Here is a 19,935-nt window from a genome sequence, read left to right on the forward strand (position 1 = left end):
GCCGCGCGGCTGTCCCTCGAAGCGGCTATCCCTCGAAACGCCCTAGCCCCATCTGCTCGCGCACCGTCACCACCTCCGGGCTCACCAGGCCGCGGCGCTGCCAGTTCGCGCCGTCGACGACCAGGGTGTGCCCCGTGATGAAGCGGGCGTAGGGCGAGGCGAGGAAGGTCGCGGCCCAGCCCAGTTCGCGTGGCGCGCCCGCGCGGAGGGCGGGCTGGCGGGCGGCCTTGTTTCGGGCCCGGTCGAGGTTCCCCCTGATGTCCGCGGTCATGTCCTCGTGCGGCATCAGGCCCGGCACCAGGCCGTTCACCTGGATCCCGTACGGGCCCCATTCCACGGAGAGGGTCTCGACGAGGCTCTTCACGCCCGCCTTGGCCGCCGCGCTGTGGGCGAAACCGGGCCCGCCCGTCCACGCGTACGACGCTCCGACGTTGATGACCGAGCCGGGCGTGCCCGCCGCGAGATGGCGGCGGCCGAACTCGCGCGTCATGAAGAACGTCCCGGTGAGCGTGATGTCCACGACCGAGCGCCAGGCGTTCGATGACATGTCCTCGGCGGGGACAGGGAAGTTCGCGGCGGCGTTGTTGACCAGGATGTCCGGCAGGCCGTACGTCTCCTGTGCCGCCTCGAAGACCTCGGCGACGCGGTCCGGGTCCCGGATGTCGCACGGCACGGCAGTCACCCGCCCGCCGAGGGCCGCGAGTTCGTCCCGCGCCGCCTTGAGTCGCTCCTCCTTGCGGCTCGCGATCACCAGATCCGCGCCGAGCCGCGCGAATTCCGTGGCGATCGCCTTGCCGAGGCCGGTCCCGCCGCCGGTGACCAGGACGACCGTTCCGTCGTACGTGCCGGGCGGCAGCGCGCTCGCACCCGGCGGGGGAGGTGCGGGCAGGCCGGGCAGTGCCCTGCCCGGCCCGTCGGATACCACGGCGGCCTCGTCGTCGTTCATGCGCACGTCCCTTCCGTCGCGTCGTGCGCGCATCGATACCGCGTACGGGACGAAAGCTCCATGCCCGGAGGGGAATTGCACAAGCGCTAGTGGGTCAGGCCGTGCACGCGGTCGCCACCCACCACCGCGGCCACCCGAGCCTCCGCCTCCGGCGAGAAGATCCCCGCACGCCGCCGGGCCGCCGTCGCGTCGATGTCCCCTATGACAAGTTCGGCGTTGATCATCAATCCGGCCCGGTAGCCCGCACTCGCCGCGTTGATCACCTGTTCCATGGGGCTCGCGGCGTTGCCGACCGCCCAGATGCCCGGGATGCTCGTGCGGCCCGTCTCGTCCACCACCGGGTACGGCCCGTGCGGGGTGTCCTTGACCTCGGCGCCGAGGGCGCCGATGAGGCTGCCGCGGGCCACCGCCTTCGTGGCGACGAACAGCACCGAGCGGGGAACGACACGTCCGTCGGCGAGGCGCACGCCCGTCAGAAGGTCGTCCTCGATCTCGAGGCCCGCGACCTCGCCCTCCACCACCGAGACTCCGGCGGCCGCGAGGCGCTCCCACTCCGCGTCCGGCAGGTCCGCATCCGCCACGGTGTGCAGGAAGAGCGTCACGTCCTTGGACCACTGGGTGAGGAGCAGTGCCTGGTGGCTGTTGAAGGGCTTCTGGGCCAGTACGCCGAAGGGTTCGTCCCGCACCTCCCAGCCGTGGCAGTACGGGCAGTGCAGCACGTCACGGCCCCAGCGCTCGGCGACGCCAGGCACATCGGGAAGCTCGTCCACGAGCCCCGTGGCCAGGACGACGCGGCGGGCGTGCACCGGCCCGCCGTCCGCGAGGGAGAGTCCGAACTCGCCGTCCGCGTCGGGCGTCACGGCCGTCACGCGGTCCCGTACGAACTCGACGCCGTACCGCTCCAGCTCCCGCCGCCCCTCGGCGAAGAACTCGGCGGGCGGCATCCCGTCCCGCGACAGATAGCCCTGCATGTGTGCGGCCGGCGCGTTGCGCGGCTCGCCCGCGTCGATGACCAGGACGCTCCGTCGCGAGCGGCCGAGCACGAGTGCCGCGCTCAGCCCCGCCGCGCCGCCTCCGACGACGACCACGTCGTACGCCTCATTGCCGTACGCCTCATTTCGCATGTTGTTCAGGGTCACGGTGACCACCTCCACGGGCACCATCCCTCTACGCGTGCGATTTCGACAAGCACATTTGCCGATACCGCAAGAAGTGCGGCATGGTGGAACCATGAGTGAGACGGAAGAGCCGGAAGCGATGGACCAGGTCCTCACCGAAGTCGGCCCCAGGCTGCGCCGCATCCGCAAGGAGCGCGACGCCACCCTCGCGGGCCTGTCCGCCGCGACCGGCATCTCGGTGAGCACCCTGTCCCGCCTGGAGTCGGGCCACCGCAAGCCAAGCCTCGAACTGCTGCTGCCCATCGCACGCGCCCACCAGGTCCCCCTGGACGAGCTGGTCGGTGCCCCGCCGGTGGGCGACCCGCGCGTGCGCTCCAAGCCGATCGTCCGGGGCGGCCGCACGATGCTCCCGCTGACGCGCCAGCCCGGCGGCCTCCAGGCGTACAAGGTGATCGAGCCGGCCCGCTCGGGGGAGCCCGACCCGCGTACGCACGAGGGGTACGAGTGGCTGTACATCCTGTCCGGGCGGCTGCGCCTGGTCCTCGGCGACCACGACGTGGTGCTCGGTGCGGGTGAGGCCGCGGAATTCGACACGCGGGTCCCGCATTGGTTCGGCTCCGCCGGGGATGGTCCCGTGGAGTTCCTCAGCCTGTTCGGGCCGCAGGGCGAGCGGATGCACGTACGGGCGCGACCCGCTCGGCAGAAGGGGAAAGCAGAGCAGAAGGGGAAAGCAGAAGGGGAAAGCTGACCGACGAGACGGTTCCCCTGTCTGCAAGCGACCGCTTAGTATGCGACGGAGCTTGGTCTACGAAAGCCCCGTGGAGGCCCCGCATGCAGGCATGGCAAGTGCACACGAACGGCGAGCCGAGCGCGGTGATGCGCCTGGAGGACGTGGACCGGCCGGTTCCCGGCGATGGACAACTGCTCCTGAAGGTCCGCGCCGCCAACATCAACTTCCCCGACGCCCTGCTCTGCCGGGGGCAGTATCAGGTCACGCCTCCGCTGCCGTTCACGCCCGGCGTGGAGATCTGCGGCGAGACCGAGGACGGGCGACGCGTGATCGCCAACCCCGCCCTTCCGTACGGCGGTTTCGCCGAGTACGCGATCGCGGACGCGGCGGCCGTGCTTCCCGCGCCCGATGCCCTGGACGACGCCGAGGCCGCCGCGCTGCACATCGGCTACCAGACCGGCTGGTTCGGCCTGCACCGCCGCGCGCACCTCCAGGCGGGCGAGACCCTCTTGGTGCACGCGGCCGCAGGCGGTGTCGGCAGTGCCGCCGTACAGCTCGGCAAGGCGGCGGGGGCCAAGGTCATCGGTGTCGTCGGCGGCGCCGCGAAGGCCGAGGTCGCGCGCGAGCTCGGCTGCGATATCGTCATCGACCGGCGTACGGAGAACGTGATCGGCGCGGTCAAGGAAGCCACCGGCGGCCGTGGTGCCGATGTCGTCTACGACCCCGTCGGCGGCGACGCGTACGCCCAGTCCACGAAGTGTGTCGCCTTCGAGGGCCGGATCATCGTCGTCGGCTTCGCGAGCGGCGTCATCCCGACGGCCGCGCTCAACCACGCCCTGGTGAAGAACTACTCGATCGTCGGCCTGCACTGGGGCCTCTACAACACCAAGGACCCGCAGGCGATCCTCCGCTGCCACGAGGAGCTCACCCAGCTCGCGGCCAAGGGTGCGATCAAGCCGCTCATCAGCGAGCGCGTGCCCCTGAGCGACGCGGCCGACGCCGTCCAGCGCGTCGCCGACGGTGTCACCACGGGGCGGGTGGCCGTGCTCCCCGAGGGCGGCGCCGCATGACGGATGGAGCCGAACTGCGCCGCCGGACCCAGGAGTTCCTCGCCGCGCATCCGCCCGGGGCGACGGAACGCACCGAGTTCCTCAAAGCCCGCTTCGACGCGGGACTCGCCTGGGTGCACTACCCGGAGGGTCTCGGCGGGCTCGGGGTCGCGCGGGCCCTACAGGCCGTCGTGGAAACCGAGTTGGAGGCGGCGGGCGCGCCCGACAACGATCCCCGCCGCATCGGAATCGGCCTTGGCATGGCGGCGCCGACCATCCTGCGCTTCGGCACGGAGGAGCAGAAGCGGCGCTTCCTGCGGCCGCTGTGGATCGGCGACGAGGTGTGGTGCCAGCTCTTCAGTGAGCCGGGCGCCGGGTCCGACCTCGCCGCCCTGGGCACGCGCGCCGTCCGTGACGATGGGGGCACCTCCCGCTCGAGCGAAGCCGAGAGTGGGGGAAGCTGGGTGGTCGACGGGCAGAAGGTGTGGACGTCCGGCGCGCACGCCGCGCGCTGGGCCATCCTCATCGCCCGCACCGACCCGGAGCTGCCCAAACACCGAGGCATCACGTACTTCGTCTGTGACATGAGCGACCCGGGCGTCGAGGTCAGGCCGCTGCGCCAGATCACCGGCGAGGCCGAGTTCAACGAGGTCTTCCTCACCGGCGTCCGCATCCCGGACGCGCACCGCATCGGCGAGATCGGCGACGGCTGGAAGGTCGCGCAGACCACCCTCATGAACGAGCGCGTGTCCATCGGCGGCGCCCGCATCCCGCGTGAGGGCGGCATGATCGGCCCCCTCGCCGAAGTCTGGCGCGAGCGCCCCGAGTTGCGCACCCACGACCTGCACCAGCGGCTGTTGAAGCTGTGGGTCGAGGCCGAGGTGGCCAGGGTCACCGGGGAGCGGCTCCGCCAGCAGCTCGTCGCGGGGCACCCGGGCCCGGAGGGCTCAGGCATGAAGCTCGGGTTCGCCCGTCTGAACCAGGAGATCAGCGGTCTGGAGGTGGAACTCCTCGGCGAGGAAGGGCTGTTGTACGAGGACTGGACGATGCGGCGGCCCGAGAAGGTCGACTTCGTCGGCCGTGACGCGGGCTACCGCTATCTGCGGTCCAAGGGCAACAGTATCGAGGGCGGCACCAGCGAGGTGCTGCTCAACATCGTCGCCGAGCGCGTTCTCGGTCTGCCGTCCGAGCCGCGCACCGACAAGGACGTCGCATGGAAGGACCTGGCCCGATGAGTTCGCAGCGCGACCTGCTCTACTCCGAAGAGGAAGAGGCGCTGCGCTCGGTGGTGCGCGGCCTCCTCGCCGACCACTGCGACACCGCCGCCGTGCTCGCCCGCGCCGAGACCGCCGAACCGCACGACCGCGAACTGTGGAAGGCGCTCACGGACGGCATGGGTCTCGCGGGCCTGCTCGTGCCGGAGAGCCTCGGCGGCCAGGGCGCCACGCACCGTGAAGTCGCCGTGGTCCTGGAGGAGTTGGGCCGCGCGGTCGCGCCCGTACCGTATCTGACCAGCGCCGTCATCGCGACCGAGACCCTGCTGGCCTGCGACAGTGACGAGGCGAGGGAGCTCCTTGGCGCGCTGGCATCAGGGCGAACCGTCGGCGTGCTCACCGTGCCGCTGTCGGCCGCACCGGGCGGCGCCCTGCCCGACGTACGCGCGGAGGCCGGGACCCTGCACGGTCGTGTCACGGGTGTCGCCGACGCGGTGGCCGCCGATGTGTTCCTGGTCCCTGCCGGCGAGGGCTTGTACGCGGTGGACGTGACGCAGGACGGCGTCATCGTCGCACCGCAGACCTCGCTCGACCTCACGCGGCCGCTCGCCACGGTCACTTTCGACCGGGCACGCGCGCGTGCGGTCAGTTCGGAAGCCGGACCCGCTGTACGGAGGGGACTGCGGGCGGGAGCCGGACTCCTGGCCTCCGAGCAACTGGGCGTTGCCGACTGGTGCTTGAGCGAGACCGTCCGCTACACGAAGGAACGGAACCAGTTCAACCGGCCCGTCGGTTCCTTCCAGGCGCTCAAGCACCGGCTCGCCCAGCTCTGGCTCGAGGTGGTCAACATGCGCGCCGCAGCCCGTAACGCGGCCGACACTCTCGCCGCATCGAGCGCGGACGCCGACATCGCGGTGTCCCTCGCGCAGGCGTACGCGTCGCCGGCCACCGTGCACATCGCCGAGGAGGCGCTCCAACTGCACGGCGGCATCGGAATGACGTGGGAGCACCCTGTCCACCTCTGCCTCAAGCGTGCCAAAGCCGACTCGATCGCGCTCGGCACAGTGGGGCGGCACCGGGAGGAGCTTGCCGGGCTCGTGAATCTGCAAGCTCCGTGACCCCGGCCTGCCCTGCCCGCTGATCATCACGCGTTTTACCCACCCATTACATGAGGCATAATTGCGAACCGTTCGCAATAACTGTTGATCTTCATTAGGGGTGTGGAGCATGAGGGCCCGATCGATACGGGGCACGGGCGCGCTGGCGGCGGCCGCCTCACTGGCGGTCGCCGCTTCGGCCTGTTCGGCGCCGGGCGACGACAAGGGTGCGGGGGGCGCCAAGGACTCGGCGGTCGTCGGCATCGCGTACGAACCGGACACCCTGAGCCCGCTCCTCGGCTACGGCAAGGACGGCAACTCCAAGATCTTCGACGGTCTGCTCACGCACGACGCCGACATGAAGCTCAAGCCCGCGCTCGCCGCCGAGCTCCCCAAGGTCGGCGACGACGGACGCACGTACACCTTCAAGCTGCGCGACGGCGTCAAGTTCAGCGACGGCAAGCCCTTCACGTCCAAGGACGTCGTCTTCACGTACGAGACGATCCTCGACAAGAAGACCAACAACGCCGCCAAGACCGAGCTGGACGCCGTCAAGAGCGTCGAGGCGAAGGGCGACGACACCGTCGTCTTCCACCTCAAGTACCCCTACGCGCCGTTCGCCGAGCGGACCGTCCTGCCGATCGCCCCCGAGCACATAGCGGGCAAGCAGGACGTGAACACCGGTGAGTTCACCACCAAGCCAGTCGGCACGGGCCCGTACGAGCTCGTGAAGTGGTCCAAGGGCGAGAAGCTCGCCTTCAAGGCCAACCCCGGCTACTGGGGCGGCGCCCCGAAGATCAAGAACTTCACCATGGCCATCATCAAGGACGATGACATCCGGGCCACCCGGCTCGACGCCGGTGAACTCGACGGCGCCATCCTGCCGCCCAACCTCGCCAAGAAGTACGAGAACGATGGCAACAAGAAGTCCTACGCCGCCAAGACCTTCGACTACCGCGTGGTGACCCTGCCCACCGGCAACAAGGTCGCGGGCGACACCGGCATCCGGCGCGCGCTCGACACCGGTGTCGACCGTAAGGCGATGGTCGACTCGATCCTCGACGGCGAGGGCAAGGAGGCCTACGGGCCCGTCCCGACCGACAGCCCGTGGTTCACCAAGGGCACCGAGCGGAAGCACGACATCGCCGAGGCGAAGAAGATCCTCGACGACGCGGGCTGGAAGCCGGGCTCGAACGGCATCCGTAAGAAGAAGGACGGCACGCAGGCGGAGTTCACTCTCTGGTACCTCTCCGGTGACAAGCTCCGCCAGGACCACGCCCTCGCCTACGCATCCGACGCCAAGAAGCTCGGCATCAAGGTAGCGGTGCAGGCCGGAACGTGGGAGGTCATCGAGCCGCGGATGCCCAAGGACGCTGTCCTCGCGGGCGGCGGCTCCCCGGCCGACCCGGACTTCGACCAGTACACGCTTCTGAAGTCCTCGCTCGCCGGTGACGGCTTCAACAACATGGCCCACTACGACAACCCCAAGGTCGACAAGGCCCTCGACGAGGCCCGTGAGAGCGGCGACCACGCCAAGCGGCAGGCCGCGTACGACACCATCCAGCGCGAGCTCGTGAAGAACCCGGGCTACACCTTCCTCACCCACATCGACCACCTCTACGTCGTCGACAAGCGCTTCGGCGACCTGACCACCCAGATCGAGCCGCACGACCACGGCCTCGCGTCAGGCCCGTGGTGGAACGTCGAGGACTGGCAGCCGAAGCAGTGAAGTCCGCGCTCCACAAGCTCCCCTGGGGGCCGATGGCGCGCATGACGGGACGGCGGGCCCTGTTCGCCGTCCCGGTCCTGCTCGCCGTCACCTTCGGCGTCTTCGCGATCGCCGCCGCGTCCCCCTTCGACCCCGTCAAGGCGTACGCGGGCACGGCCGGGCTCACCGCGTCGCAGGAGAACCTCGACCAGCTGCGCCGCAACCTCGGAGTCGACCAGCCGCTCGTGCAGCGCTGGTGGGACTGGCTGACGTCGGCCGTGAGCGGTGACCTCGGGGACTCGAGCACCCTGCGTCAGCCCGTGTCCGACGTCATCGGGGAACGCATCGGCTGGTCCGTGCTGCTCGCCGCCACCGCGTTCCTGCTCGCGATCCTCGTCGGCACCACGCTCGGTGTCCTCGCCGCGCGACGCCCCGGCGGCTGGACCGACCGTGTCGTGACATCGCTCGCGTACACGCTGGAAGCGGCGCCGCCGTTCTGGATCGGGCTGCTGGCCGTCTGGCTGTTCGCGCTGAAGCTGGGAGTGCTGCCGTCGGGCGGCCTCACGGACACCGCGAGCTCGGTCGTGACAGCCGGGCAGGTCGCGAGCCATCTCGTGCTGCCCGCCGCGGTCCTCGCCATCTCGCAGCTTCCGTGGTTCGTCCTTTACGTACGCCAAGGAGTCGGCGACGCACTCGGCGACGACCCTGTTCGCGGTGCACGCGCGCGTGGCCTCGCCGAGCGGACCGTCCTCCTCGGGCACGCACTGCGCTCGGGCATGTTGCCGGTGCTCACGCTGATCGGATCCCGTGTGCCCGAACTGATCACCGGCGCGCTCCTGGTGGAGACCGTCTTCAGCTGGCCCGGCATCGCGGCGGCCACCGTGTCGGCGGCGACCGCTGTGGACTTCCCGCTGCTCGCCGCGCTCACCGTCCTGGCCACGGCGGCGGTACTCCTCGGCAACCTCCTTGCCGATCTCCTGTACGGCCTCGCCGATCCGAGGGTGGGATTCGATGGCTGACGTGACCTGGCGCGCCTCCCTCGGGGGCGCCTCCAAGGGCCGCCGCTCCACGCGCGCGTGGCGGGTGCGTGCCTCGGTGTTCATCGTCGCGGCGGTCGTCCTCGCCGTCCTTGTCGTACCGCCGCTCGTGAACCTCGACCAACAGGCCGTGGACCTCGCGGCCAAGCTTCGACGCCCCTCCTGGGAGCACCCCTTCGGCACCGACGACGTAGGGCGCGATCTGCTCCTGCGCTGCGTGTACGGGCTGCGGGTCTCCCTGCTGGTGGGCGTGGTGGCGGCCGTCGTGGCGACGGTCATCGGCACGGCGGTGGGCGCGCTCGCCGCCGCGTCGGGCGGCTGGGTGGACCGGGTCGTGATGCGGCTCGTGGACGTCTTCTCGTCCGTGCCGCACCTGCTGCTCGGCATCTTCATCGTGGCGATGTTCCGGCCCGGAGTATGGCCGGTGGTCGTCTCGGTCGCGCTCACCCACTGGCTGTCCACGGCCCGCATCGTGCGCGCCGAGGTGCTCTCGCTGCGATCGCGCCCGTACATCGACGCGGCGATCTCCGGAGGCGCTTCACGTCTGCGCGTCACCGTGCGCCATCTGCTGCCCGGCGTCCTTCCACAGGCCGGACTCGCCGCCGTCCTGATGGTGCCGCACGCCATCTGGCACGAGTCCGCGCTGTCCTTCCTCGGGCTTGGACTCCCCACCCATCAGGCGAGCCTCGGCACGCTCGTGCAGAGCGCGCGCGGCTCGCTCCTCGCCGGGGACTGGTGGCCGACGCTCTTCCCAGGCCTGTTCATCATCGTGCCCACCCTGGCGATCGCGGGCCTCGCGGGCGCCTGGCGGGAACGGATCAACCCCCGGCGCCGATCGGAGCTGATGCTGTGACCGCTGTGACCCAAGCCGTCTCATCCCCGGTGCTTTCCGTACGAGGGCTCTCCGTACGTTTCCGTATGCGCGGCGGCACCTTCGTCTCCGCCGTCACCGACGCCCGCTTCGACCTGGCGGCGGGGGAGTGCCTGGCCCTCGTCGGCGAGAGCGGCTGCGGCAAGTCCGTGCTCGCCTCGGCGCTGCTCGGGCTGCTGCCGCGGAACGCGGAGACCGCCGGGTCCGCGCTCATCGGCGACGTGGACCTGCTGACCGCCGACGAGCGCACCCTGGCCCGCACCGTGCGAGGGCGGCGCGTCGGTCTCGTACCGCAGAGTCCGGCGGCGCATCTGACGCCGGTGCGCACGGTCCGCTCCCAACTGGAGGAGACCCTGCGGGAGGTGGCAGGTGTGCGCCGCCCGCAGCTGCGGGCGGCGGCCGAAGCAGCCGCCGAGCGTGCCGCGTTCCCCGCCGGGCACCTGGACCGCTACCCCCACGAGCTCTCCGGCGGCCTCGCCCAGCGCGCCGCCACCGCGCTCGCGCTCATCGGCGACGCGCCGCTGCTGCTCGCCGACGAGCCGACGACCGGCCTTGACCGTGACCTCGTCGACCGAACGGTGGACGAGCTGCGGCGGCACGTCGGCGAGGACCGCGCGCTGCTCCTGATCACCCACGATCTGGCCGCCGCCGAGCGCATCGCGGACCGGGTCGCCGTGATGTATGCGAGCCGCATCGTCGAACTCGCCGACGCCGAGGACTTCTTCGGCGAACCAGGACCACGGCACCCCTACGCGCGCGGCCTCCTGAACGCCCTCCCGGAGCGCGAGTTCACGCCGATCCCCGGTATGCCGCCCGAGCTGTCCGCGCTGCCCGCGGGGTGCGCGTTCGCGGCGCGCTGCTCCCGGGCGGACGAAGCCTGCGGGAGCGTGCCCGATGCCACGGACGGGGTCGCCTGCCACCACCCCCGTACGACCCATACGACGGCCGTGCTGGAGGCGCCGCGTGCTTGAACTCCGTTCCATCACCGCCGGGTACGACCGCCGGGCCCCCGTCATGCGCGGTGTGGACCTCACCGTCGCGCCCGGTGCCTCCGTCGGTCTTCTCGGCCCCAGCGGCTGCGGCAAGTCGACCCTGGCCCGGGTCGCCGCGCTGCTGCACAAGCCCGACGCGGGCCGTGTCGTCATCGACGGTGAGCCCGCGGGCGGCTGGCGGCACCGCGCGCCCCGCGCCCAGCGCACCGCCTTCGGCGTGGTCTTCCAGCAGCCCCGCCTGTCCGCCGACCCGCGCCTCACGCTCACGAACCTGATCGCCGAGCCGCTCCGGGCTGCCGGGCGGTCAGGCGAAGCCGCCGAGCGCGTACGGGAGTTGGCGGCCACGGTCGGCCTCGGCGAGGACCTCCTGGGCCGCAGGCCGCACGAGGTGAGCGACGGCCAGCTCCAGCGTGCCTGCCTGGCCCGCGCCCTGGTGCTCCGCCCGCGCTGGCTGATCTGCGACGAGATGACGGCGATGCTGGACGCCTCGACGACGGCGGCACTCGTACTCGCCGTGGAGGACTACCGGCGGGAGAGCGGCGCCGGGCTGCTCGCGGTCGGGCACGACCGGGTGCTCCTTGAGCGGTGGTGCGAACGGTCTGTCCACTGGGATGAGCTGGCCGGGGATGATGCGAAGGCCGGCGGCAAGGTGGCCTGAGGTGCTTGAGGTGCTGTGAGGGGGGCGTGAGAACGGCGCGCGATTCCTGGAGTTAACGCGGAGAGTCGATAGCGCCAACTCCCGTCTCGGCAGGGTTTCTTGACGCGAACATGGCCTCATACTCACTGAGGTCCCCCGTCGTCCCTCGCCCTTCCCGGGAGTCTCCGTGGCACTCATCACCCGTCGTAGAGCCCTCACCATCGGCGCCGCACTCGCCGGCACCGCCGCCGTTCCCGCGTACGCCCAGGCGAGCGAGCGCGGACACGGCCCCCGCCCTCTCATCCGCGCCCACGCGCACAACGACTACGACCACCCCCGGCCCTTGTTCGACGCCCTCGACCATCGCTTCGGCAGCGTCGAGGCCGACATCTACCTTGTCGAAGGACAGCTCCTGGTCGCCCACGACCCGGTGGACCTCGACCCCACCCGCACCCTGGAGTCGCTGTACCTGGAACCCCTGGCGGCCCGCGTCCGCGCCAACCACGGTTCCGTGTACCGGGGTTACCACCGCACTCCCTTCCAGCTCCTGATCGACATCAAGACCGAGGGTTCGTCGACGTACGTCGAGCTCGACCGCCATCTCCGGCGCTACCGGCACCTGTTCACGACGTACGCCTACGGCAAGGTGCGCCGTGGCCCCGTGACGGCTGTGATCTCCGGCGACCGGGCGGCCCGCGCGCCGATGGAGGCCCAGCGCGTGCGCAGCGCCTTCTACGACGGCCGTCTCGCCGACCTGGGCAGCACCGCGCCCGCCTCGCTCATTCCGCTGATCAGCGACAACTGGACGCTCAACTTCGGCTGGCAGGGTGTCGGCGAGATCCCCGCCGCCGAGCGCGAGAAGCTGCGCGGCATCGTCGCGGGCGCCCACCAGCGCGGGCAGCGGGTCCGCTTCTGGGCGACTCCCGACCTGGCGGGTCCGGCACGCGACGCCGTGTGGGGCGAGCTCCTCGCCGCCGGTGTCGACCACCTGAACACGGACGACCTCGCAGGGCTCGAGGCGTTCCTCGACGCCCACGGGAAGTAGCCCCCGGCTCAGGTGAAGCAAACCCCCGGCAGATAACACCCGTTCGGGGGACACGCCGGTCGCCCGGACGGTCCCTCCGCTGCGCCACACTGACGGCCGTAAGCCGCGGTGCTGACGTGGCGGAGGAGGTTGTCCCCATGGCCATTTCGGTCTCTGTGGTGCTGCTGCTCGTGATTCTCGCAGTGGTGTTTCTGCGCAACGGCGCACTGAAGTTCTCGCACGCCCTGGTCTGCGCGCTGCTCGGTTTCTATCTGGCGAGTTCGAGCATGGCGCCGACCATCCAGAACGGGCTCACGGCCACCGCGGACATCGTCAGCGGCCTCCAGCCATGATCGTTGCGTGTTCATGAACAACTGTCACCTTTCCATGGACACTTCAAGGATGCCGCTCTAGCTTCGGCGCATGTCCAGCAGACTGCGTCGCCTCAGTTTCCTCAGCGCGGTAGCCCTGGCCGCGGCGTCCCTCGCGTACCCGGCCGCCCAACCGGCCCATGCGGACGACATCCCCAGGGCTCCGGGGCACCGGCTCGTCGACCAGTACACCGGCCAGCCCGCCGACGCCCGCCCCCTGCCCGGCGAACAGCCGCCCCAGCACCCGTACCTCGCCGCCAACGGCCGCAGCGGAATGCACGCGGACGCGGCAGGCAGCGGAACGTACCCCTGGAATGGGCCCCTTGGGAAGAAGCCGCAGGTCAGCAGCGAGAAGATGGCGGCGCTCGGTGGCGAGTGCGCCACCGTCACCTTCGACAAGGACGGCCGTATCGTCACCGTCTGCGGCACGTTCACCGGCTTCCTGGTCAAGCTGCTCGACCCGGATACGCTGACAACGCTCGCCGAGTACAAGCTGCCGCAGCGTCCCTCCACCGTCGAGGCCATCACGCGGCTCGACTTCTCGAAGATCTTCAAGGACACGTCGGGCGGCGCCTACTCCTATCTCGACAACGAGGACCGGCTCGTCCTCGCCGACTCCCGGCAGCACATCGTCCGGCTCGCCCACGAGCAGGCGGCGGACGGCAGTTGGCGGTTCGTCGTCGACAAGGAGTGGGATCTGACGGGGCAGGTCCCGCACGACTGTGTGACCTGGTCAAATCTCTACCCGAGTGGCGAATGTGACCCGGTCACTTCCGTGATGCCGGACTGGGAAGGCCGCATCTGGTGGGTGACCCGACAGGGCCGCGTCGGCACGGTCGACCCCAAGTCCGACGCCATCCGCTCCATCCGGCTCGAGGGCGAGGAGATCCAGAACTCGTTCTCCGTCGCCGACGACGGCGTGTCGATCGTCTCCGACCACGCGCTCTACAGCTTCCGGGCCGGCGCGGACGGCACCCCGAAGGCGGTCTGGCGGCAGACCTACGACCGGGGCACAGGCAGCAAACCCGGCTCGGTGAACCAGGGTTCGGGCACCACACCCGACCTCTTCGGCAAGGGCGACAACGACTACGTGGCGATCACCGACAACGCCGACGACCGCATGAACGTCCTCGTCTACCGCAGAGGCGACGGCATCGCCGACGACAAGCGCCTCGTCTGCAAGGTCCCCGTCTTCCGCTCCGGCGCGTCCACCACCGACAACTCCCTGATCACCTGGGGCAACAGCCTCGTCGTCGAGAACAACTACGGCTACGAGAACATCACGTCGCTCACCTTCGGGCGCAGCGTCGTCGGCGGCGTCAGCAGGATCGACGTACGCGAGGACGGCAGCGGCTGCGACACGGTCTGGGAGAGCGACGTCCGCGCCCCGTCGAACGTCCCCAAGCTCTCCACCGCTTCCGGACTGTTGTACTTCTACACGAAGGAGCCCAACAGTCTCGGCATCGATGCCTGGTACCTGACAGCCGTCGACTTCCGTACCGGCGAGACCAAGTGGAAGCGGCTCGCCGGTACGGGCATCGTGTACGACAACAACTGGGCGCCGGTGACCCTGGGCCCGGACGGCACGGCGTACGTGGGCGTGTTCAACGGCCTGGTGGCGGTGCGGGACACCGAGTGAACTCGGGCTAGCCGCCGGAGAACACACCGATGCCGTTCGGCACCGGGCGTTCCGTGCCGTCAGTGGGGTGATTGCGTACGGTGACGGATTCGGCGCCGGGGGCCTTGGCGACCAGTGTGGTGGTGGCCGATGAGGCAAGGGTGGACGATCCGCCGCCGTCCAGGCTGAAGCCCTCCTCCGCCCCCAACCCGCGCAGGGTGTCCGCCACTTCGGAGATCGTCAGGCCCGTACGGTACTGGGGGGAGCCGTCGAGAGAGAGGAGCAGGAGGCGTCTGCCGTCGTGCGAGATCCCGGCCGCCGTCCGCACGGCCGAGGCGACGGTGTCGAGGCCGGGAAGGGGGGCGCCGTGGCGCAGGACCGGGTAGCCGCCGAGTGCGAAGCGGAACGGGGCGTGCGACGTGGCCGACACGAGGCGGTGCCGGACGTGCACCCGGTCGCCGATCGACAGTTTGCGCAGCTCCTGGGCACCCGCCTCGCGTCCGACGAGGACTGTGGTGCCGCGGGCGACGGGACCGCTGCCGGGCGTACCGGCGGACTCCACGACACGGCCGCCGCGCACCGTCACCTCATGGGTGTCCGTGCTGCAAGGTGCGCCCCGGCTCGTGTCGGTGCCGCAGGTGGAGCGCACCCGAGACGTACTGCCCCAGTCGCTGGTGAACGCCCCGACGGAACCCACCGGGAGCGCGTACTGATTGAGCCCGCCCAAGGGCAGCCGGCCCTCAGGTGTGCGTACGTCGCCGTCGAGACGGAGGCTGTCCAGGCGGGCCCGGCCGTCGAAGCCCACGCCGAGCACGGCCTCGGTGGTGACGCCCGGAGGCATCGCGGGACCGAAGCGCTGACCGTTCGGTACGGCCGCCTTGAGGGCGCGGCCGTGGGCGACCGCCGGGCCGACAGGCGCGCCGGTGGCCTCGACGCCCGGATGCTGGGTCTCGGTGATGTTGAAGAAGTCGCCGTTGATCCCGCCGACCGCTCCGGCGCCGTTCGCGAGCGCGGAGACGGGGGTGCGGTCGCCCACCGCACCCGAGTAGAGCAGGTCGACGCCGGTGCGCGGATCGCTGAGGTCGACGTCGAGCAGGTGCGCGTGGGCCATGCCGTGGGAGGCCGCCAGGTCGAACTGCCGGTACTCCACCCCCGGTGCGATGTGCGAGACGGATGACTTTCCGGTGGCCTCCACGCCGCTGGCCGGTGCCGCTCCCATCAGAGCCGCACCGGCCAGCGTGCCGAATGCCGTCAGTACCGAGAGCGCCGCTCTCGCCGTTCTGAACCGTCCCAAGGTCTGCTTGTGTCGTGACGCCACGGTGCCCCCTGAAGTCTCCTCGGCTGCCAACTGACCCAGTGTGCGGGCCCGTTCCGGAGTGCACCAGAGGACGGTGCCCGATGGCTGCCGGGCCGGTGGCTAGGTGCCGACAAGACGGGAACGGATGAGGAAACGTACGCCCTCCGGGGCTTCGAGGGAGAAGCCGCTGCCGCGGCCCGGAACCACATCGACGATAAGCCGGGTGTGGCTCCACACGGCGTACTGACTCTTCGACATCCAGAAGGTGACCGGTTCCGCGACCCCTTCCACGTCGAGCGAGGCCAGGTGCACATCAGAGCCGCCGGTGCGGAACTCGCCCTCCGGAAAGCACATGGGTGCGCTGCCGTCGCAGCAGCCGCCGGACTGATGGAACATCAGCGGTCCGTGGGCCTCCCGCAGTCGCCGCACCAGATCGGCGGCGGCAGGGGTCAGCTCCACACGCGGGGTATCGGTCATGGGCTGCCGCTCCTAGGTCACCGGGGCCGCCGTCGAGGCGGTGGCTCAGTCAACTCCGGGCAAGGTTGCGAGGACGTTGCAGCCGTGCGAGTGAGAGTGCGCGTGCTTGTGCCCGTGCCTGCGCCTGTGTCCGTGGCTCACTGCGTCGTCAGGACAGCACCGCCCGAACGGCCTTGCCGCGCTGCCCGCTGCCGACGACCTCGAGGCGCGCGGCGAGGTGCCGCACCATCGCGAGGCCCCGCCCGCTTTCCCGGTCGGCGCTCGGGCCCAGTACGCGTGGGCCGTCAGGGCTCGAGTCGTGCACCTCGACGGTCACTCGGTCGTCCGACACCTCGAGGCGCAGGCGGCAGGGGCTGCGGCCGTGCTGCGTGGCGTTGGTGACGAGCTCGGACACGATCAGCGTGGCGTCGTCCACCCGGTCCGCGGCCACCCCCGTCAGGTGCCGATGAGGCCGCCTGAGGAAGGCGGAGGTCAGCTTCCGTGCCCTGCCGGCCGATGCGGCCTCCTGCGGCAGTGTGTATTCAACGCGTGCGATGTGCCGATGGGCGCGCTGGTGCGCACGCATGGCAACTCACTTCCCTCCCCTGGGACGTCCGGCGTATGCGCGAGGAAATCCGCTCACCGGGGCCACGGCATGTCTTGCGCGGCCGATCCTGCCCCACGGTGATGCCCGCCCCTGGTGATCGCCAATCAAGCCGTTTCGTGGGCCTGGGCCCGTGCCGAAGCAGCTGGTCGGCGGCCCGTCGGCGTACGGGCATCCCGAGCATGTTCGCTCCGAACATGCTCGTCCCGAACATGTTCGTTATGCTGGTCGCATGAGAGCTCATTCCGATGCCCCGCGCAGCCGCCGCGAACGCCCGGCGAAACCGGCCCTGACGCGGGCCGGGATCGTTGCCGCCGCGGTGGAGATCATGCGCGCCGAAGGGCTTGGCAAGGTGACCATGCGGCGCCTGGCGCAGGAGCTCGACACCGGGCCCGCCTCGTTGTACGTCTACGTCCGCAACACCGCCGAACTGCACGCCGCGATCCTGGACGAGCTCCTCGGCACGGTCCATGTGGCGGCGGCCGACGGCGACTGGCGTGCACGCCTGGAGTCGGTGCTCGCCTCCTACACCGCGGTCCTTTTCGAGCATCGCGGTCTGGCCACGGCCGCGCTGGTGGCCCGGCCGAGCGGTGAGCACTACCTGAACCTCGTCGAGACCCTCCTCGCGCTGCTCGACGAGGGCGGTGTCCCTTCCAGGCAGGCGGCCTGGGGCATCGACCTGCTGCTTCAGTACGCCACCGCGACCGCGGCCGAGCACACCACCCGCGACGAGAGCCCGCGGGTGCGGGCGCAGGACGAGTGGGACGCGCTGTCCGGAGCCCTGCGACGTGCTTCCGACCAGACGCATCCGTACGTCGCCGGGCTTGCTGCCGAGATGCTCTCCGGTGAGCCGGAGGCGCGCCTCTCCTGGGGCTTCCGCACGCTGATCAACGGCATCCTGCACACGCCCGTCCCGGCTGACGGCAGCCCGAACTGAGCCGTTTCCCATGTCATCGCCACCACTGCCTGAGGAGCACCGTCATGACTACCGCGCACCACCCCATTCACTACCCCATCGCCATCGTCGGCGCGGGCCTCGGTGGCCTCACCCTCGCCAGCGTCCTGCACGCCCACGGCATCGAAGCGGCCCTGTACGACCTGGAAGCCTCACCGGCCGCCCGCGGCCAGGGCGGCATGCTCGACATCCACGAGGAGTCCGGCCAGGCCGCCCTGCGCGCCGCCGGTCTGTACGAGGAGTTCCGCGCGCTCGTCCATCCCGGCGGTGAGGCCATGCGCGTACTCGACAAAGACGCGGTCGTCCGCAGGGAAGAGGCGGACGACGGCGACGGTGGCCGCCCCGAGGTCGAGCGCGGCCACCTGCGCGACCTCCTGCTCGGTTCGCTGCCCGATGGAGCCGTTCGCTGGGGAGTGAAGGTGACCGGAGCGCGCCCGCTCGGCGGCGGTCGCCACGAGGTGACGCTCGCCGACGGTTCCACGTTCACCACCGACCTGCTGATCGGCGCCGACGGAGCCTGGTCCCGGATCCGTCCCCTGGTCTCCGACGCCACTCCCGGCTACTCCGGCCTGTCCTTCGTCGAGGCGGACCTCCTCGACGCCGACGTCCGCCACCCCGACAGCGCGGCCGTCGTGGGCGGCGGCATGCTCTTCGCGCTCGGCAAGGGCAAGGGCTTCCTCGCCCACCGGGAGTCCGACGGCAGCCTGCACGTATACACCGCGCTCAAGGTCCCCGAGGACTGGATCGACTCCATCGACTTCACCGGCGAGAACGGCGAGAACGGCGAGAACGTCGAGGGCGTCCAGGGCGCCGAGGGCGTCAAGGATGCTGCGGTGGCCAAGGCCTCCGTACTGGAGCACTTCGCCGACTGGGACAAGAGCCTCCAGGCGCTGATCGCCGACGCCGACGGCGTGTTGATCCCCCGGCGGATCCACACCCTGCCGATCGGCCACCGCTGGGACCGTGTCCCGGGCGTCACGCTGCTCGGCGACGCGGCTCATCTCATGTCCCCCTTCGCGGGCGAGGGCGCCAACCTCGCGATGCTCGACGGAGCCGAACTCGCCGCTGCCATCGCCGCGCGTCCCGACGCCACGGAGGCGGCGCTTGCGGCCTACGAAGAGGCGCTGTTCCCGCGTAGCGAATCCGCCGCTGCCGAGTCCGCCGAGAGCCTCATGGTGTGCTTCAGGGACGACGCGCCCCAGGGCCTGCTCGACATGTTCGGCCACATCGACTGATCGACTGGTCGATCAGACGCCCTGGACGTCGTCCCGGCCCGGCTGGACGGCGGCGAGGAAAGGGCCGAGCAGGCCGAGCAGGGCCGCCGGGCGGTCCAGCGGGATGATGTGGCCGCAGTCCGGGATGTGATGGCCGGTCAGGTCGTCGGTGATGGGGCGCAACTGCCGTTCGAGGGCGTCCGCGACGGGGTGGGAGCCGATCGCCAGCGTGGGCACGGTGAGCCGGCCGCGAGCTACGGCGTCCTGGATCTGCCGTCCGCTGGTGGGCATGGCGCGGTAGTGGGAGAAGGCGCAGCGCAGGGCGTCCTGACCGGAGTAGGCGGTGCGGAAGGCCTCCCGGGCGCCGTCGGGGACAGCGCGGCTGTGCGTGCCGATGCGCAGGAACCAGTCGACGTACTCGGCTTCGTGCCCGTCGATGACCGTCTCGGCGAGGCCCGGAACGGAGTGGAAGCCGAACCACCACGGCGCGCCCCCGGCGAGGAACTCCTCCGCGCCGGGCAGGGGTCCGAGAAGTGACTCCATGAGGACGAGCCCTCGTACGAGATCGGGTCGTCGCATCGCGAGCAGGAAGGCGGCCGGTGTGGCCACGTCGATGCCGACCACTGTCGCGGTCCGTTCCCCGAGCGCGTCGAGGAGCCCTTCGGCGTCGGTGGCGAGACTGTCCGCGTCATAGCCGTCGGCCGCCCGCGTACTGGCGCCGAGTCCCCGCAGGTCGGGGGCGATGACCCGGTGCTCCCGAGCGAGCTCGGGAATCACCTCGCTCCAGAGCTGCCAGGTGTGGGGGAAGCCGTGCAGCAGCAGGACGGCGGGGCCGGTACCGGCTGTCGCGACGTTGACCGTGATGCCGTTGGTCGTGATCTGCCGCAGCGAGATGCCGGTGCCGGTGCCGGTGGCGGTGGCGGTGGCTGGAGCTGAGGGGACGCGCATGATGAGTGGCTCCGGGAGGGGATGTGGTTACCATTGGTGACCACATGAG

At 70.7% G+C, this 19,935-nt stretch carries 20 protein-coding genes; 14 read left to right on the forward strand and 6 right to left on the reverse strand.

Annotated features, from left to right (window positions below; genetic code table 11):
• Positions 1-25 precede the first annotated feature (25 nt).
• Both ACGFSB_RS23855 and ACGFSB_RS23860 read right to left on the reverse strand, forming a co-directional pair.
• Positions 26-946, reverse strand: a complete 921-nt coding sequence (locus ACGFSB_RS23855) for an SDR family oxidoreductase (protein WP_393402644.1) — start codon at positions 944-946, stop codon at positions 26-28.
• An 86-nt stretch (positions 947-1,032) separates the two neighbouring features.
• A complete protein-coding gene (locus tag ACGFSB_RS23860) occupies positions 1,033-2,070 on the reverse strand; it encodes an NAD(P)/FAD-dependent oxidoreductase (protein ID WP_393402799.1) in 1,038 nt (345 codons plus the stop codon).
• Between the two features lie 106 nt (positions 2,071-2,176).
• Between ACGFSB_RS23860 and ACGFSB_RS23865 the strand changes: the two genes are divergently transcribed.
• The 12 genes from ACGFSB_RS23865 (at position 2,177) to ACGFSB_RS23920 (ending at position 14,433) form a co-directional block, all read left to right on the forward strand.
• On the forward strand, positions 2,177-2,812 hold the full coding sequence (locus ACGFSB_RS23865) for a helix-turn-helix domain-containing protein (RefSeq protein WP_393402646.1): 636 nt from the start codon (positions 2,177-2,179) through the stop codon (positions 2,810-2,812).
• An 83-nt stretch (positions 2,813-2,895) separates the two neighbouring features.
• Positions 2,896-3,864, forward strand: a complete 969-nt coding sequence (locus ACGFSB_RS23870; protein ID WP_393402650.1) for an NADPH:quinone oxidoreductase family protein — start codon at positions 2,896-2,898, stop codon at positions 3,862-3,864.
• A complete protein-coding gene (locus ACGFSB_RS23875; RefSeq protein ID WP_393402652.1) occupies positions 3,861-5,078 on the forward strand; it encodes an acyl-CoA dehydrogenase family protein in 1,218 nt (405 codons plus the stop codon). The genes ACGFSB_RS23870 and ACGFSB_RS23875 overlap by 4 nt, the downstream gene beginning before the upstream one ends.
• On the forward strand, positions 5,075-6,175 hold the full coding sequence (locus tag ACGFSB_RS23880; RefSeq protein WP_393402655.1) for an acyl-CoA dehydrogenase family protein: 1,101 nt from the start codon (positions 5,075-5,077) through the stop codon (positions 6,173-6,175). The genes ACGFSB_RS23875 and ACGFSB_RS23880 overlap by 4 nt, the downstream gene beginning before the upstream one ends.
• A gap of 109 nt (positions 6,176-6,284) precedes the next feature.
• Complete coding sequence (locus ACGFSB_RS23885) at positions 6,285-7,883, forward strand: ABC transporter substrate-binding protein (protein WP_393402657.1); 1,599 nt, start codon at positions 6,285-6,287, stop codon at positions 7,881-7,883.
• 32 nt (positions 7,884-7,915) lie between these two features.
• A complete protein-coding gene (locus tag ACGFSB_RS23890; protein WP_393402802.1) occupies positions 7,916-8,881 on the forward strand; it encodes an ABC transporter permease in 966 nt (321 codons plus the stop codon).
• Complete coding sequence (locus ACGFSB_RS23895; RefSeq protein WP_393402659.1) at positions 8,874-9,752, forward strand: ABC transporter permease; 879 nt, start codon at positions 8,874-8,876, stop codon at positions 9,750-9,752. Before ACGFSB_RS23890 ends, ACGFSB_RS23895 begins: the two co-directional genes overlap by 8 nt.
• A gap of 65 nt (positions 9,753-9,817) precedes the next feature.
• Positions 9,818-10,741, forward strand: coding sequence for an ABC transporter ATP-binding protein (locus ACGFSB_RS23900; RefSeq protein WP_393402805.1), 924 nt, complete (start codon positions 9,818-9,820; stop codon positions 10,739-10,741).
• Positions 10,734-11,420 (forward strand): ABC transporter ATP-binding protein, encoded by a 687-nt coding sequence (locus ACGFSB_RS23905; protein WP_393402661.1) that lies wholly within the window; start codon positions 10,734-10,736, stop codon positions 11,418-11,420. The genes ACGFSB_RS23900 and ACGFSB_RS23905 overlap by 8 nt, the downstream gene beginning before the upstream one ends.
• Positions 11,421-11,586: 166 nt before the next feature.
• On the forward strand, positions 11,587-12,444 hold the full coding sequence (locus tag ACGFSB_RS23910) for a phosphatidylinositol-specific phospholipase C/glycerophosphodiester phosphodiesterase family protein (protein ID WP_393402664.1): 858 nt from the start codon (positions 11,587-11,589) through the stop codon (positions 12,442-12,444).
• 137 nt (positions 12,445-12,581) lie between these two features.
• Positions 12,582-12,776: a hypothetical protein gene (locus ACGFSB_RS23915; protein WP_393402666.1), complete on the forward strand. Its 195-nt coding sequence runs from the start codon at positions 12,582-12,584 to the stop codon at positions 12,774-12,776.
• 70 nt (positions 12,777-12,846) lie between these two features.
• Positions 12,847-14,433: a hypothetical protein gene (locus ACGFSB_RS23920; RefSeq protein WP_393402669.1), complete on the forward strand. Its 1,587-nt coding sequence runs from the start codon at positions 12,847-12,849 to the stop codon at positions 14,431-14,433.
• A gap of 7 nt (positions 14,434-14,440) precedes the next feature.
• Here the strand turns inward: ACGFSB_RS23920 and ACGFSB_RS23925 are convergent, their stop codons facing one another.
• The 3 genes from ACGFSB_RS23925 to ACGFSB_RS23935 all read right to left on the reverse strand — a co-directional run bounded on the left by ACGFSB_RS23925 (position 14,441) and on the right by ACGFSB_RS23935 (position 16,751).
• Positions 14,441-15,631, reverse strand: coding sequence for a phosphodiester glycosidase family protein (locus ACGFSB_RS23925; protein WP_393402808.1), 1,191 nt, complete (start codon positions 15,629-15,631; stop codon positions 14,441-14,443).
• A gap of 198 nt (positions 15,632-15,829) precedes the next feature.
• Positions 15,830-16,186, reverse strand: coding sequence for a DUF779 domain-containing protein (locus ACGFSB_RS23930; RefSeq protein WP_393402672.1), 357 nt, complete (start codon positions 16,184-16,186; stop codon positions 15,830-15,832).
• Between the two features lie 148 nt (positions 16,187-16,334).
• Positions 16,335-16,751: an ATP-binding protein gene (locus ACGFSB_RS23935; RefSeq protein WP_393402675.1), complete on the reverse strand. Its 417-nt coding sequence runs from the start codon at positions 16,749-16,751 to the stop codon at positions 16,335-16,337.
• A 250-nt stretch (positions 16,752-17,001) separates the two neighbouring features.
• On the opposite strand from ACGFSB_RS23935, the gene ACGFSB_RS23940 reads away from it, so the two are divergent.
• A complete protein-coding gene (locus ACGFSB_RS23940; RefSeq protein ID WP_393402677.1) occupies positions 17,002-17,706 on the forward strand; it encodes a TetR/AcrR family transcriptional regulator in 705 nt (234 codons plus the stop codon).
• A 44-nt stretch (positions 17,707-17,750) separates the two neighbouring features.
• Positions 17,751-18,959, forward strand: coding sequence for an FAD-dependent oxidoreductase (locus ACGFSB_RS23945; protein WP_393402679.1), 1,209 nt, complete (start codon positions 17,751-17,753; stop codon positions 18,957-18,959).
• Positions 18,960-18,971: 12 nt separating this feature from the next.
• Here ACGFSB_RS23945 and ACGFSB_RS23950 read toward each other — a convergent pair whose 3' ends face one another.
• Entirely contained in the window at positions 18,972-19,886 is a 915-nt protein-coding gene (locus ACGFSB_RS23950; RefSeq protein ID WP_393402681.1) for an alpha/beta fold hydrolase, read from the reverse strand.
• Positions 19,887-19,935: the final 49 nt, after the last annotated feature.

It is taken from the genome of Streptomyces sp. NPDC048441 (assembly GCF_043200235.1).
Taxonomy (GTDB): domain Bacteria; phylum Actinomycetota; class Actinomycetes; order Streptomycetales; family Streptomycetaceae; genus Streptomyces.